This is a genomic window from Wolbachia endosymbiont (group A) of Conops quadrifasciatus, assembly GCF_964027015.1.
Classification (GTDB): domain Bacteria; phylum Pseudomonadota; class Alphaproteobacteria; order Rickettsiales; family Anaplasmataceae; genus Wolbachia.
This window is the reverse complement of record NZ_OZ034722.1, coordinates 506,217-521,345: the sequence shown is the minus strand read 5'-3', so window position 1 is coordinate 521,345 and position 15,129 is coordinate 506,217. Positions and strand designations below refer to the sequence as shown.

The 15,129-nt window shown below is 34.3% G+C and carries 13 protein-coding genes and 3 pseudogenes; 12 read left to right on the top strand and 4 right to left on the bottom strand.

Going from position 1 to position 15,129, the window contains the following annotated elements:
* Window positions 1-85: 85 nt before the first annotated feature.
* On the top strand, window positions 86-2,251 hold the full coding sequence (locus tag AAGD69_RS02715) for a hypothetical protein (protein ID WP_341812516.1): 2,166 nt from the start codon (window positions 86-88) through the stop codon (window positions 2,249-2,251).
* Window positions 2,252-2,332: 81 nt separating this feature from the next.
* A complete protein-coding gene (locus AAGD69_RS02710; protein ID WP_341812515.1) occupies window positions 2,333-3,775 on the top strand; it encodes a hypothetical protein in 1,443 nt (480 codons plus the stop codon).
* Between the two features lie 145 nt (window positions 3,776-3,920).
* Here AAGD69_RS02710 and AAGD69_RS02705 read toward each other — a convergent pair whose 3' ends face one another.
* Window positions 3,921-4,607 (bottom strand): TerC family protein, encoded by a 687-nt coding sequence (locus AAGD69_RS02705; RefSeq protein ID WP_341812514.1) that lies wholly within the window; start codon window positions 4,605-4,607, stop codon window positions 3,921-3,923.
* A gap of 412 nt (window positions 4,608-5,019) precedes the next feature.
* Between AAGD69_RS02705 and AAGD69_RS02700 the strand changes: the two genes are divergently transcribed.
* Together AAGD69_RS02700 and AAGD69_RS06955 are read left to right on the top strand one after the other, a co-directional pair.
* A complete protein-coding gene (locus tag AAGD69_RS02700; RefSeq protein ID WP_341812513.1) occupies window positions 5,020-5,226 on the top strand; it encodes a Fic/DOC family N-terminal domain-containing protein in 207 nt (68 codons plus the stop codon).
* A 63-nt stretch (window positions 5,227-5,289) separates the two neighbouring features.
* Window positions 5,290-5,490 carry a hypothetical protein gene (locus AAGD69_RS06955; protein ID WP_410529865.1) on the top strand — a complete coding sequence of 67 codons (201 nt, stop codon included), beginning with the start codon at window positions 5,290-5,292 and terminating at the stop codon, window positions 5,488-5,490.
* Window positions 5,491-5,558: 68 nt separating this feature from the next.
* Here the strand turns inward: AAGD69_RS06955 and AAGD69_RS02695 are convergent.
* A pseudogene (locus AAGD69_RS02695) lies at window positions 5,559-6,583 on the bottom strand (IS110 family transposase).
* 203 nt (window positions 6,584-6,786) lie between these two features.
* On the opposite strand from AAGD69_RS02695, the gene AAGD69_RS02690 reads away from it, so the two are divergent.
* The 3 genes and pseudogenes from AAGD69_RS02690 (at window position 6,787) to AAGD69_RS02680 (ending at window position 8,328) form a co-directional block, all read left to right on the top strand.
* The gene (locus tag AAGD69_RS02690) at window positions 6,787-7,056 is read left to right on the top strand and encodes a hypothetical protein (RefSeq protein WP_341812512.1); all 270 of its coding nucleotides are present in this window, start codon (window positions 6,787-6,789) and stop codon (window positions 7,054-7,056) included.
* Window positions 7,057-7,174: 118 nt separating this feature from the next.
* A pseudogene (locus AAGD69_RS02685) lies at window positions 7,175-8,008 on the top strand (transposase family protein).
* A gap of 92 nt (window positions 8,009-8,100) precedes the next feature.
* Entirely contained in the window at window positions 8,101-8,328 is a 228-nt protein-coding gene (locus AAGD69_RS02680) for a hypothetical protein (protein WP_341812511.1), read from the top strand.
* A gap of 21 nt (window positions 8,329-8,349) precedes the next feature.
* Here AAGD69_RS02680 and AAGD69_RS02675 read toward each other — a convergent pair whose 3' ends face one another.
* Both AAGD69_RS02675 and AAGD69_RS02670 read right to left on the bottom strand, forming a co-directional pair.
* Window positions 8,350-9,627 (bottom strand): APC family permease, encoded by a 1,278-nt coding sequence (locus tag AAGD69_RS02675; protein ID WP_341812510.1) that lies wholly within the window; start codon window positions 9,625-9,627, stop codon window positions 8,350-8,352.
* Between the two features lie 62 nt (window positions 9,628-9,689).
* Complete coding sequence (locus AAGD69_RS02670) at window positions 9,690-10,994, bottom strand: APC family permease (protein ID WP_341812509.1); 1,305 nt, start codon at window positions 10,992-10,994, stop codon at window positions 9,690-9,692.
* A gap of 847 nt (window positions 10,995-11,841) precedes the next feature.
* Here AAGD69_RS02670 and AAGD69_RS02665 point away from each other — a divergent pair.
* The 5 genes and pseudogenes from AAGD69_RS02665 to AAGD69_RS02645 all read left to right on the top strand — a co-directional run bounded on the left by AAGD69_RS02665 (window position 11,842) and on the right by AAGD69_RS02645 (window position 15,021).
* Window positions 11,842-12,240, top strand: a complete 399-nt coding sequence (locus AAGD69_RS02665) for a hypothetical protein (protein ID WP_341812508.1) — start codon at window positions 11,842-11,844, stop codon at window positions 12,238-12,240.
* A 19-nt stretch (window positions 12,241-12,259) separates the two neighbouring features.
* The gene (locus AAGD69_RS02660) at window positions 12,260-13,348 is read left to right on the top strand and encodes a hypothetical protein (protein ID WP_341812507.1); all 1,089 of its coding nucleotides are present in this window, start codon (window positions 12,260-12,262) and stop codon (window positions 13,346-13,348) included.
* 57 nt (window positions 13,349-13,405) lie between these two features.
* Window positions 13,406-13,702, top strand: coding sequence for a hypothetical protein (locus AAGD69_RS02655; protein ID WP_341812506.1), 297 nt, complete (start codon window positions 13,406-13,408; stop codon window positions 13,700-13,702).
* 2 nt (window positions 13,703-13,704) lie between these two features.
* Complete coding sequence (locus AAGD69_RS02650; RefSeq protein ID WP_341812505.1) at window positions 13,705-14,079, top strand: hypothetical protein; 375 nt, start codon at window positions 13,705-13,707, stop codon at window positions 14,077-14,079.
* A gap of 108 nt (window positions 14,080-14,187) precedes the next feature.
* Window positions 14,188-15,021 (top strand): annotated as a pseudogene (locus AAGD69_RS02645) (transposase family protein).
* Window positions 15,022-15,129 lie beyond the last annotated feature (108 nt).

Below are 15,129 nucleotides of genomic sequence, written 5' to 3'. Positions count from 1 at the left end.
AGGAAATTCAGTTGCTTAGGCTTATGTACAAAAAGAGTTATAGAGCTTAGGTAAGAATGAAAAAGGTTAAAATTAGGGGGCAGTTATGGTTGGTAATAATCAGCAACAAGAAAAACCACAAGATTTTGAATTGATAGAGTTGCTTTTTGGAAAAATAGACTCCTCAACCTCCAATGCAGCAGATCTACTAGATAAGTCCTTTGAAGCAAGATTTCAGTCATTAGTTGATCAAATACAATCTTATTTGCACTCTAGTGAAAAGCCTGGCTTTTTTCCTCATAGATTTTTAGGTTCTTTTTCCAGTGTATTAGATACTAAACTTAATGACAAGCTAGGCATAAAAAAATTGCACTTTCGTTTTGAGGGAGCGAGAACTTTAAAGGTTGTAGCAGAAACAGAATCCAAAACAAATGTTTTTATTTTCACTGAAGAGATAGAAGCTCAACACTCTAAGCCTTCAGATGCCCATACTAGGAGCTTTGAATTCACCAAGGGCGAGTTCAAGAGTGTAATAGGTAGAGATTATAATGAATTGGATGCCCGCAAGCTTCAAATTGATGTGATAAAAATTCTAAAAGATAAATATGAGTTAGTAAAAACTAAGCCGAAGTCAGACAAAGATGTTAAGTCGAAGAAGTTATATTTATATCTGAAGAATAACGTATTGGAGTGTAAAGCTAAGGATGTACATGGAAATACTCAAACAATGCAAATTGACCCTAATGAATTAAAAGGTCATTATCTACCTCAAGATGAATTTTTAAAGAAAGCTAAGCAGTTTCTAAGTAGCTCAAATAAAAACCTTAGTGATGATTTTAGTAAGGAAATATCAAGAATTGTATCAGCAAGGGAATATACTTTAAAGAGTGATGGAGAAGATGAAAAAATAAACATTAAGGTAGAAATTAACAAGAAAATCAAAGATGTACCTATCCCTCCTCCAACAGAGTTTCCATTTACAGAAGTGAAAAAAAAGCTATGTAAATCTGTCTATTTAGAGAATTATATAGAAAAGCTTACTATTCCAGATGAAAAGCAAGTTCAGGATAATCTTAAAGCCATTCTAACTTATATTAAAAAAGCTCATACTAATTTAAATTTACAAGCTAATGTTTATGGCATTAAAGCTCGCGAAGCTGATCAACATGGCTTTGTAGCAGGAGTATTTGATAACTTTCGATATCGTGATAATACCAAGGTCTACCTGGAGCAGTTTGCTGGTGGAGGTTATGCTGATATCGTTTTGCTTGTTCTTGGGCCTAATCGTGCTGTTGATTCAGTTCCAATTCTTATTGAACTCAAGGCTGGAACTGAAGGACAAGTTGATCCAAGTGATGCACTGAGACAAGCTGAAGATTATATAAAGGGTTTTAGACCAAATAAGATGAGGGTTTTAACCAATGCAGATAATGCTATCGCCGTTGGGCTAAATTTAGATTACACAGAACCGTTTAAAACTGAAGTAAAACCTATTAAACAACCACCAGCTCCTTTGATGGAGAAATTTATCGAATTAGTTGGCAAGTGGGATAATCAATCAGCCTATGAGGAAGTTTTTAAGCGGGAGGTAAAAGATCTATTATCAAGCGAATACTATACTTTTCCAGCAAATAAAGAAACAAAAGACCATTACTATTTCAGTCGAGACATATTAGGTCAATCAATCTTAGTTAACAAAATTGGTCAAGATCAGAGTCACATTAACAAATATATATATTCATACAATGAGTATCCTCTGAATTGGTCTCAGGGAACGGAGTACACTTTTTCCAAAAGCCCTGTTACAACATTAATATTTATTCAAGGTAATGAAGGGCAAGAAAAAACAGCATTCATTTTTCATATACGAGAGTCCAATACGAGAGAATTCTATGCTGACAAAAAAATTCCAGTTCTGAACATACCTGAAATAGGAAATGTCATAGAAATTAAAATGAGTCTAAAAAAATATGAAACAGGGTTATCTTTTGAAAAACTTTTTGAAATAGAACAGATAAGTAAGTATAAACCAAGTGGTTCCGGTCAGCAATTTAAAGGTAATTTTCTTAAGATACCCAGTTCTGATGAATTAAAGGCAAAATTTGATCAAGCAATCACTTCTCAATATGCTACTTCCTCTGACGGTGAGGTTTCATTGCAAGCCTATAAAGGGTTGCTTACTGAGGTAGCAGATGCGATTTACCCTATTAAAGATTTGATTACTAATGAAGCAAGATTACAAGCTGTTCTTAATGGTTTATTTAGTAGTTAAAGCGATTTAAAGCTACAGGAAACTTCTTCTAAGACTGTAATCATACCTGAATTTCAAACAGGAGCAGGTGGTCGTGTTGATATGGTAATTCAAGGTATTGGTCCTTCACCTCGGGGTACTAAAGAATACACTCCTATAGCGCTGGAATTTAAGCTTATAGATAAAAACTTAGATGAAGAAGGAATGAAAAAAGAGGTTGATCAATTAACGAAAGAACAAAATGTTAGATATGCTAAAGGGGCGGCACTGAAAGCAATTACAGATAGTGATAAAATGTTTTTCATGGGTGTGGTTGTTAATGTGAAGGCTAAGGATAAAGGTTCTTTAATATTAACAAGTGATGAGTTTGTTCCTGCTCTGGTAGTGCACAGTTCTATTGACATTGCTAAGAGAAAACATTTAGAAGGAATACAAGAAGTAACCCAGAGACTCAAAGATATGGGTATACAAGAAGAGAACCTAAGTACATTAGAGTCTGCAACAGCAGAAAAGGATTATCATTACTGGCTTCAACAACACGATATAGCTGATATTGCAAGAATAGAATATGGCTATGGTACTGATGGGGCTAACATATTGTTTGAAGTAGTGGGATCACCGAAGCATATAGCTAATAAATTACAACAGTTTCAGAATAGCGTAGCAACAAGAGGTGAAAAGCGGCCATTAACTTTAATTGTTAATTTAAATGATAATCATTGGGTTACGTTAGTTATCGCCCGTCAAAATGGGCAGTATAATGGATACTATGCAGACTCGTTTGGTAGCAATGTTCCAGATAGTATTCGTCAAGTTTTAGAAAAGGCTCAAATTACCGTTAATGATGTTTCTGTTACTCAACAAAGTGATGGTTATAATTGTGGCTTGTGGGCGTTAGAAAATGCTAGAGATATTAATGATGTATTGCAAATGAGTAGATCACGTAATATTCCTGATGAAATACATAACCGTTTGCAAGTTCAAGGAAGAAATGAAGATTATTTTATACGTACGAGAGAAGATGTTTCAGATAGATTAAGTATAGATCCACAACGTATATCTAACTTAGATGAAGCTATACTTGCTGAAACACAAGCACCTAGGAAGAAATTCAACCTAAACAGTTGTGTAAGGCCGGTTGGTAGAAGCAAAAGAAGTGTTAATCCTTGTTTATTTTCAAAGAGTGATGTGGAAAAGTTTAGTAAAGGCAAGGTAGATGAAAATAATGTAGACAAAACTATAATTGATAGTGAAAAGTTCCTAACTTATGTTAAAAATAGTCAAGATGAAGCAAAAAATGCTCAGCTAGTAGAGTTTGTTGGAGACAAAAATATTGAAGGTGATAGTAAGTATTTACTTGATAAGGTTGTTGGAGATCAAGGATATGAGCGCTATGTTCAGAATGAACGTATCAAGGATTTGCACGGTGATATTGTACATCAAGATAGTAGTTTAACAAAAAATCCAAAGCTAAAAAGCAGGTTAATGAATGCTGCAGGTGGAATACAATTAATCAGAGGAATCCATCAACGCTATTTTCAATAAGGAACCATTATAGCACAAAAACTAACTTTCTTAGATTTTAATATGTATGCAAGAGGTTACTTTCACCCCGAGAAAACATTACTACTTCCTCTTATCACCTTAAATCCACAGGAAAATCTCGCTTGAGTGAGGCTATATCTACACACTACGTTTTCTTTATTTTGCTTATAACTTCCACAAGCAGTGCAAACATAAATGAAGAATACAAATATCCTTTTGGTAATTCTATATGAAATCCATGAAGTATGAGGTACACACCGACAAGTAAAATAAATAAGATAGCAATTACTTTTAAACCTGGATTAGATTTGATTAAATGGGCGGTATAACTTGATAAAAACAGCATTGCTAGCATGGAAAATGTAAACGCTGTGGCAATTATTATCATGTTATAAGTTAGTGCTATAGCAGTTAATATCGAATCAACTGAAAAAACTAAATCTATTAATATAATTTGTAGCACAACTAAAAAAAATTTTGATTTAACGTTTGCTTTCTTTTTATTTTTCTTACATACAAAGATGTCATCTCGTAACTCCATAGAGCTTTTAACAATAAGGAATAATCCCCCTGCAATCATAAGTAAATCCCTTGCTGAAATATTTAGCGATGCAGTGTGAAATATAGGTTTTTGCATTGACAATATAGATGATGTAAAAAATAGTATTACAAAACGCATTAATAGCGCTAATCCAAGGCCCATAAGGCGCACTCTTTCTCTCAGCACATTTGGTACCTTATCTATTGCTAGAGAAATAAAGATTAAATTGTCTACACTAAGTATAGTTTCAAGTAGTGTAAGTGTCAGTAAAGTCCAAGCATCAGCTAGCATTTTTGTCCCAAATTCGGCTCTTCTTACTCTACAATAGATGTGTAAAAATTAAGTGACTTCACTCAGAAGTTTTATAGCAGCTCTCCAGAAAAACAGGATAACTGCTAATATAAAGTTCAGCAGCTTCTTCTATTTTCGTTTTTGAGTAAAATCAATAATAAGAGAGTTTCTTATTTTCATACACGCAAATAAGATAAAGCCTTATTTTCATTTTTGACTTTATTTGAAAATAATATATACTATAAAAATAGTGTGCTAGGTTGAATGAATGTATATTAAAGGATCACCATCAGGCAAAGTTGTTAGAGCATTCGCTGGTTATCAGGCATTTATACCTAACCCCTTGCTACCAAAATTTGAATGGGACAATTATTTAGTTAATAGTCTTTCCAGAGCAGATCATATTTTGGGTATGTTATCCAGGAAAGGAGCTAAATTGCCTAACCCTCATCTTCTCATACGACCCTTTATAGCACGTGAAGCAGTTCTTTCAAGTAGAATCGAGGGAACTCAAGCAACTCTTGGTGAAATTTTGGCTCAAGAAGCAGGTGCTAATGTAGATCGCAATCCCGATGATTTACAAGAAGTACGCAATTATATATCAGCGCTCGATTATTGACTAAAACGTTTACAATCTTTTCCACTGTCGCTTCAGTTGGTTAAAGAAATTCACGGAAAACTTATGCAAGGTGTAAGAGGTTCTCACGCAACTCCAGGAGAATTTCGCCGAGTGCAAAATTGGATTGGAAGCCCAGGATGTACAATAGACACAGCAAAATATGTGCCACCAATGCCAGGTGAATTGATGGGTTGCTTGGACTCTTTTGAAAAATTTTTACATGATAGAACATTACCCCCACTTATACATATAGATACCGTCTAGTTAGTCAACAAGAAAATTACAAAATAAGGCAATATTTCATATAAGATTGAAAGTATTTTTTTTAACAATCAGCTAAGTAAACCTTCCTCCAACAGCTTTGCCCTGTAGTTTTTGATATGATCTGGATCAAAAGCCTTCTTTGAACCTTAGAACACCAAAAAACAATATGGAGTAACTTACGCACCGCAGCTCCCACAATGGCCATATTATGCTTGCCTTTTTCTTTTAATCTCTTGCAAAAAGTCATAATAATAGGATTGTGATTTTTAACTACTATAGCAGGAAAATACATTGCCTTACGTAGTGTTCGTGAACCTGATTTACTTAATCTGGGCTTGGCATATACAGAGGAACCTGACGTTATATTTCGTGGTATAGCTCCAGCATATGCTGCCAATTGCCTGGCATTTCTAAAAGCTTTTATGTCAGGAACTTCAGCTAAGATAGCTATTGCTGATTCCTCTCCTATGCCTGAAATAGTTAATAGAAGTTGAAAATTTTCCAACAACTCTTTGTGTTGCTTTAATAGTTCACGTATGGAGTTTTTTATTGTTTCTATTTTTTGAGCTATATTCATTGCAAGGTCTTCCCAAGCATTTGTAACTTCTTTAGGCAGTCTCTCTTTTTTTTCTAAGTGGTTATTTACTAATGTCAATTCATCTTTTAACGCAGCCGAGCAACGATAAAGATGTTTTAATTTTTTTAACTCAGGAGAAGGTGGTGTCCAACGAGTTGGTTCCTGTCTTTGTCAGTAATCAGCAATAATTTCCGCATCGGTCTGATCATTCTTTTGTCGTACAAGCTTACTTCTTGCATAAGATCTTATGCAAGAAGGATTTACAACACTTACAAAATGTCCAGCATTGTGTAGAAATTCAGCCAGAGCTTCACTATAACAACCAGTAACTTCCATACAAGCTTTCACTTGCTCTACGTTATGTTTTTGTAGAAAGCTCTGCAGACCTTGAAACCGATTATCATCGTTCTTAAAGCTTCTTTTCCTAGTTTCACGTTTTCCTTTTTTACTTATAAATGAGAGAAAAACATCAAAACGATCTTTTGATACATCTATTCCCAGAAAGTTGTTGATCATATATAACCCCATACGTTACCATTAAAAATGAAAAGTAAGGCTATTCTTGCGGATATAGAATTAGAACCATTTAGGCCTTTCTACGATACCTTCCAGCCTATACCTTTGAGAAGGGAGCTCTTATCTACTTGACAGATTTTATATCTAAGCCCTATGACAGAGTGCTTCCCTTCTCCATCTAATGCTTAAGCTTAAAATATTAGATGCTTTTTACAAGATACAAGACTCTATTATCAGCGCCTTTAGTAAATAAAGAATTTGTAAAAGGAATTGACGATAAAACTAAAGTGGTGCCAGACATTAGAAGCATTTCAGCACAATCTGATATAAATGGAAGAATACTATTAGCTGATATGTTGCTGGTCAAGAGAGGTAAAAGACAAATGTATACTTCTTCAGCAGATAAACAGATTTCTTTGCAAGAGGCACAAGGCTATTCATTAAATATCGTAGTAAGTTTGAAGCAGAACTAAAACAAGCAGCTTTTCGTTGTGGTATATCGGTACAACAATAGACCTGCTGCAAAAGGTGATTGAAAAAATAATGTGAGAGAAGTAGAAGAAGAATAAGCAGATTGAGTAAGGTAAAAAAATGAGCTTTAGTTACTATAACATGAAGAAACACCCAAGAAACTTTCGTAATATAACAGGTTTAACTATAGAGGAGTTCGAAAAGGTAGTGGAAAAAGTGAGGTCTGGGTAGGAAAGACTTGAAAAACAGAAAAAGTGCCATGGTAGAAGATCACAACTACCAACTCTAGAAGATAAGTTATTTTGCGTAATTTTGTACTATCGCACTTACATAACACATAGATTTTTAGGGTGCCTGTTCAATGTTCACAACGCAAATGTATTTAGGTTACTGAAGAAAATAGAGCCATTACTTGCCAAAAAAGTTACTATAACAAAAGATAGAAGTATGACACCAGAAAAAATACTGAAGATTCTGGCTGATGTTACAGAACAGCAAATACAGAGACCAGAAGATAGTAAAAAACGGAAGAAATCATATTCAGGAAAGAAAAGAACCAACACTATGAAAACTGAGATTGTTATCGAAGAAGGTGGAAGAATTTTATCAGTGTCAAAGTCATATCATGGTAGAATTAATGATTTTCGCATAAGGAAACAAGAAAAATATTTACCAATCGATAGCATAAAATATGCCGATTCTGGATATCAAGGTTGGCAAAAATTGCAAAGCAATGTTATAATTCCATATAAAAAGTATCGTAAAAAGCCATTAACTCCAGAGCAGAAAGAGCATAATAGAAGATTAGCATCATTTAGAATGAGAGTAGAAAATAAGATCCGTGAGATAAAGATATTTAAGATTATGTCTCATGTTTACCGCAATTTTCAGAAAAAATACAACCTGAGGTTCAATATTATTGCTGGTATTGTGAATCTTAAGCACGCCTTTTAGTTAACCTTGATTTTAGTCACCCTCCTTTCCTTCTTTTTATTGCTTGATTCTCAGCAGGTCTGGAGCAAGAACCTTTAAAGCTAAGAAATTTCTTGAAATCAATACCAATTATAGGGGGACTTTTAGTAAAAATTTTCACACCTGAAAAAGAAGCATATAAAAAGCCGCAGTCGCAAACATATCGCTCTAGTGAAGTAAAAAATAAGACCTGCATAGACAACAAACATACAGAAGAAGTGAGAAGCAGACTTAAGAAGAGCAATGTTGAACAAGTGGATAAAGAGGAAAAAAACCTTGGTCCATGGACATCGATCATTTAAAGAAATCTCCAGCTATAATATTTACTGTATAGAAACTTTGTGATACCAAAATAAATAAAGAGGTATGCCACTTACGGTAAATAAACTTGCGATTAGCAAGGTATTTATAGGTATTTCAAGTATTACCCAGCAACAAAAGGTTGTTGCCATGCTGCAAATTAAAAATTTATAATAATTTTTCTCCTTTATAATGACCTTTAAAAAAGCTAGGCTGCATGCAAGGTAGACAAATAAAAAAGAAACTACAGAGAAGTCGATAATTGATGTAATCTGCTGAGCAAAATTGTTGTTTGAAGTGAGAATTAGTAAAATAGCAGTTCCAATTGCACTAATTGTTATTCCCCAAAAAGGAGAATCATGTTTGTTCTGTTTAGCAAAAAATTGTGGCATAAGTCCATCTTTTGCAAGACCAAAAGCAACCTGCCCGCTAGATAATACCCAAGCGTTTAGACTGCCAACACAAAAAATGAATGAAATTACAGACATAATCAAATGCCAATTGCCAGAGAACATAATTTTTATCGCATCAGCATATGGTGCTTTTGAACTTGCTAAATCATTTCCATTTATTAACCCCATAATCGCAAAATTATTGATAAAATATATAATAGCAACAAAGATTGTGCCAAGTACTACAGCTCTTGGTATAGTTTTGGCCGGGTTATCAACCGACCCTGCAGGTGCCGTTGCCAATTCAACCCCAACGAAACACCATAAAGTCAAAAGTGTAGAGCGGGCAAGAATCTGTGATGTTGTGAGACTTGATATTTCTTTACTTGTGATAAAGTTGTTTTTATCGAAAAAAAACAACTCTGCCACAGGTATTGCAATCAATACAGAAATTTTTACAACTGTGAGTAGAAACTCAACGCGTCCAGCAGCAGCTATTCCTCTTAAATTTACTAAAACAATGACTGTAAGTAGTAGCAACTCTAAAAGCAAACGCATGCTTTGGATATCTTCATGAAAAAATGGTGTAAGATAACCAACACCTACAACTGTTAAGGCTGTTGTGCTAACCCATGTGATTACCCAATACGTCCAACCAACAAAAAAAGCTGCTGTAGGCCCAAAAACATGTTTCACATAAACGTGAGGACCTCCAGTTTCTGGAAACTTTGCACATAGTGTAGCAAAAACTAGTGCGAGAGACACAGCACCAGCTCCTGATATCACCCAACTTATGAGGCTATAAGAGCCGTATGGTGCAAGGCTAATTGGAAGCATAAAAACCCCAGAGCCAACTTGACTACTGATTACTAAAGCAAAAACAGTTAAAAACCCTATTCTATTCAACACAATACCTTTTTATTTTCAGGCTAGTAGTATAACTTAACCCAAGAATTTTAACAAATAAAAAATTATGTTTTTAAGTTAAGCTTTTGGGAAGGTCGTTTTATAGACTTATTGTACCAAAGCAGATAGATAAGTGCGCCGCTTAGAGGAAACAGGCTTGACATTAGCAATGTGTTTATGGAAGTTTCATATATTACCCAGCAGCAAAAAAGCACAGCCACGCTTCCAATTAAAAGTTTGCAGTAATTTTTCTCTTGTATAATAACCTTGAGAAAAGCAAGACTACACACTAAGTAGACAAATAAATATGAAACTACAGCGACATCAATAATTGAAGTTACTTGCTTAGCAAAGTTTTTGCTTGATGTTAAGACGAGTAAAACTAATATTCCCAACGTATTGATTATCATTCCACAAAAAGGGGCTTCACGCTTGTTTCTTTTAGCAAAAAGTTGCGGCATTAACTTATCTTTTGCAAGACCTAAAGCAACTTGTCCATCAGCCAAAAACCAAGCATTCAGACTACTTATAGAAACGATAAAAGCAATAATGGAAACTACTAAATACCAATTACCAGGTAAAACTATTTTTATCGCATCAACATATGGTGCTTTTGAATTAGCTAGATGATTGCTATTTATCAATCCCATAATTGCAAGGCTATTAATGAAATATATGATAGCAACAGAGAACGTACCAAGTATTATTGCTCTTGGTATTGTTTTGCTCGGATTCTCAATTGACCCTGCAGATGCTGTTACCGTTTCAAGCCCGATAAAGCACCATAAGGTGAGCAATGAAGAGCGAGCAAAAATTTGAGATATTGTAAGATTTGATATTTCCTCGCTTACAAAGAAATTATTTCTATCAAAGAAAAATAGTGCTGCTATTGGTATTGCTAACAGTATGGTAATTTTGATAATCATCAATACAAGCTCAACATGTCCAACGGTAGTTATCCCTCTCAAGTTTACCAGCATAATAGCTAAAATTAATGTTATTTCTAAAAGCAACCGTATATTTTGTATATCATTATGAAAAAGTGGAGCTAAATAACCAATACTCGCAACTGTTACAGCTGCTGAACCAACCCATGAACTTGCCCAATATGTCCAACCGACGAAAAAAGCTGCTGTAGGGCCAAAGGCGTGTTTCACATAAATGTGAGGACCACCTGTTTCTGGAAATTTTGCACATAGTGTAGCAAAAACTAAAGCAAGAAACACAGCGCCGAGCCCCGATATCGCCCAACTTATGAGGCTATAAGTCCCATATGGTGCAAGGCTAATTGGTAGCATGAAAATTCCGGAGCCAATTTGGCTACTAATTACTAAGGCAAAAACAGCCAAAAAACCTATTTTATTTGACACAATAGCTTTTAATTTTTTTACTTGAATACATTAATAGTATAACCGAAGGTCAGAAATTTCAATCGATCTTTATAAAGGCTTGCATTTTTCTATATGTATGCCATAATGAATTATTCTGTTAGTCATTGAGTAAAGGCTATGAATCCGAGATTAAGAAGGTTTTTGGGTATGTTTTATTATTTAGGCCAAAGTTGACAAGAGGACGTTATTTTATTATAATAAGTGTTTATTAATTTAATCTTAATTTAATGGAGTATTTATAGTAGCAAGTGATAGTGTTTTAAAAAGATATGCGTTAGCCTATATAAAGAAATCAGGTGGTAGTGACAACATTGAAGAGTTTTTACAATTTTGCAACACACACAACACCACAAATTGGAGTGAGGATAAGTTTGCAGAGGTATATAAAGGATTTATTGGGAGTCAAAATCTAAACAATGGACAAAATAGAAGAAATGGATACAACGAGAGAAATGGCGGTCGACTTACAGGCACTTAGGATATACATGTACCCGTAATAGCTAACTTTAAGGTATAGTAAAATTACTATATTAAAAAATTTACACGAATCCAGTGGTAGACCAATCCATTCCAAAACAAAAATCTCTTTGGAAATGCTGAAGACGCTATTAATAATATAGATTTATTTTCCATTTCAGAAGGTAAGCGTGGCCATCAATTTACCGTTGATGAGTGGAAGAACATATTAAGAAATAATATAGATAGGAGTAAGATTAGAGATCGGGACGTTGAGAATAAGATCCTAAATATTAAGAATGAAATTCAAGATAGAATAAAATCCAGATTAGTACAAATCTATAAAGGAAAAGATGGTGTTTTTGTTAATATGGAAGTTAAGGAAATACTTGATTCTCCTGCTAGCAAAGAATTTCATGAAATAGAAAAAGGATTATGGAGTAATCCGGAAGGTGATATAGCTGGGCTAAGTTCTAGTAGAGAGATAGGGGTTAAAGAATCTCTTGAGGGAATTCTTGGAGAGATTAGTAAAGTTCATTCTAAATATGAAAACTCATTAATCTATGATAGTAGTGCACGTGAAGCAGCACATCATGGATTTATGGTAGGGGTTTTCATGAATTTCCACTATAGGTATAATCTTAGAGTTTACCCAGAGCAATTTGCAGGAAGAGGTTATGCAGATATTATCTTGCTAGCTCGTGGTCCTGACCGTGCATTAGATTCTATTCCTGTTATTATTGAGTTAACAAGCGGGAGCAGGGCCTAATGCTACTCCAGATAAGGCTTTGCAGCAAGCAGAAAAGTATGCACAAGGTTTTCAACCAAATGTTCAGCGAGTTCTAACTACTGCAGATAACATTTTATGTGTTGGTGTCAATCTTGATAATCCATCTCCTATTTCTGACGTTAGGGTATCGAATCGTAGGGAAAAAATAATTCCTCTTTTTCAAGATATGTTAAAATCCTCTGATGATTGGGATACGCAAGAAATCTACACAAACGCACTAAAAAAACGAATAAAAAATAATATAGAACGTATTTACCATACCTTTTCTGGCACACCGGAGAAGGGAGGTAATCATTATTTTAGTAGGTTTTTACTAGGGCAATCACTATTGCTAAATAGAGTTGAAGATTTAGAAACTAGTTTTAAAAAATACATTTTTATCTATGAGAATAATATACCTACTGAAGTGCATCCTGATTCTGGTAGACCTGGACGTCTAGCAGCTCAAAGAAGCAGAGAAGCACTATCAACTAACCTTGATGCAAGCCACGCAGTTGTAACAATGGTGCTTATTCCAGAAAATACAGAGAAATTGGTTTATGTGATAAATATTGTTGAAGCTAACAGAAAAGATATACTAAATAAAGCGCTTCCTCTTAATAGATTAGATAGAGAGATAGGAAATAGAGAAATAGTTGAATTAAGTCTTAATTTTGATACTAGATACAAGTCAGATTTTAAAAGATATCTTACTGTTTGGACTGAAAAATACAATTCTTTACAAGAATACAACAACGGAGGTGAGAAACTTCGAGGTATTTTCAAAGAAGTTCCTTATCCTAATGAGCTAAAAGAAACATTTGATAAAGCACTAGATGCTCAGTCTTCATCAATAAACGAATATAATAAATTGTTGGAAAAAATTGGAAAGGGAACATTCCCTTTTAAGACTCTCATTAATAAAGAAGCTCATTTTCAAGGGGTGTTGCATGGAGTATTTAGTCATTATAGTGACTTAAAATTACAAGAATCACCAGAAACCAGAGCATTAGTTTTAACTGAGTTTCAAACTGGTAGAGGGGAACGTATTGACATGCTAGTTCATGGTATTAAGTTTGCGGTCCAAGGTAGAAATGCTGAGGAATAGACTCCAATAGGATTGGAACTTAAGGCATCAAGGCAGGGTAAAGGAGCTCAAGCTTTATTGAAGGAAGCAAATGATCAAATAAATGAAGAGTACAAAGAAGGTGTTACCTATAAAACACTTACAGATGGTGATGAGGTAAAATTTATCGGTGTTGTTTTCGATAAAGGATCTAATGATCCGCGTAAACTTATTTTAACAAGCAGGACAATTAAGGAAGGATTTATTCCTGTTGGAGTAGTTCATAGTTCACATCATATGCTGCCTACTGTAGGTCAATGTTCTGAAGGAAAAAAAGAGAATCTTCATCACCGGAGTATCCACCAAGTAAAAAATCAAGAAGAGAAAGAAGTGTAAATATGGCCTGCATAGATTCGTTTGATGAAGAAAAGATTACAGAGGAGGAAAAAGAACAACGTATCAAAGAATTATTTGATGCTAGTAGGGCAGTAGAAAAGGTAAAGAATATTGAGTTCTACGATCATCTTTTCAAAGTTTCTCAGCAGATATCTGAAGGTGAAATTATAGACAAAAATGTTGAAGAAGTACTTGTAGCAAAGATTAAAGACATAGATCTAAGTTCAATAGATCCAGAGATTAGAGATATTGTGAAGGAGATGAAGGATAACATAGAGAATAAAGAAGCAATGAAAAATATTCTGAGAAGATCCGGAGTAGCAGAAAAAATAGAAAAAATAGCAGAAGGTGCAGGTCTTGCCTTTACAGCATTTTAGTTGGTAAGCATATAGTAAGTGGAAACATAAGACCTGCTGCAAAAGGTGATTGAAAAAATAATGTGAGAGAAGTAGAAGAAGAATAAGCAGATTGAGTAAGGTAAAAAAATGAGCTTTAGTTACTATAACATGAAGAAACACCCAAGAAACTTTCGTAATATAACAGGTTTAACTATAGAGGAGTTCGAAAAGGTAGTGGAAAAAGTGAGGTCTGGGTAGGAAAGACTTGAAAAACAGAAAAAGTGCCATGGTAGAAGATCACAACTACCAACTCTAGAAGATAAGTTATTTTGCGTAATTTTGTACTATCGCACTTACATAACACATAGATTTTTAGGGTGCCTGTTCAATGTTCACAACGCAAATGTATGTAGGTTACTGAAGAAAATAGAGCCATTACTTGCCAAAAAAGTTACTATAACAAAAGATAGAAGTATGACACCAGAAAAAATACTGAAGATTCTGGCTGATGTTACAGAACAGCAAATACAGAGACCAGAAGATAGTAAAAAACGGAAGAAATCATATTCAGGAAAGAAAAGAACCAACACTATGAAAACTGAGATTGTTATCGAAGAAGGTGGAAGAATTTTATCAGTGTCAAAGTCATATCATGGTAGAATTAATGATTTTCGCATAAGGAAACAAGAAAAATATTTACCAATCGATAGCATAAAATATGCCGATTCTGGATATCAAGGTTGGCAAAAATTGCAAAGCAATGTTATAATTCCATATAAAAAGTATCGTAAAAAGCCATTAACTCCAGAGCAGAAAGAGCATAATAGAAGATTAGCATCATTTAGAATGAGAGTAGAAAATAAGATCCGTGAGATAAAGATATTTAAGATTATGTCTCATGTTTACCGCAATTTTCAGAAAAAATACAACCTGAGGTTCAATATTATTGCTGGTATTGTGAATCTTAAGCACGCCTTTTAGTTAACCTTGATTTTAGTCACCCTCCTTTCCTTCTTTTTATTGCTTGATTCTCAGCAGGTCTATTGATGAAAGATAGCGCTACGTGTTTCCAAAATTGTGCATAAAAGT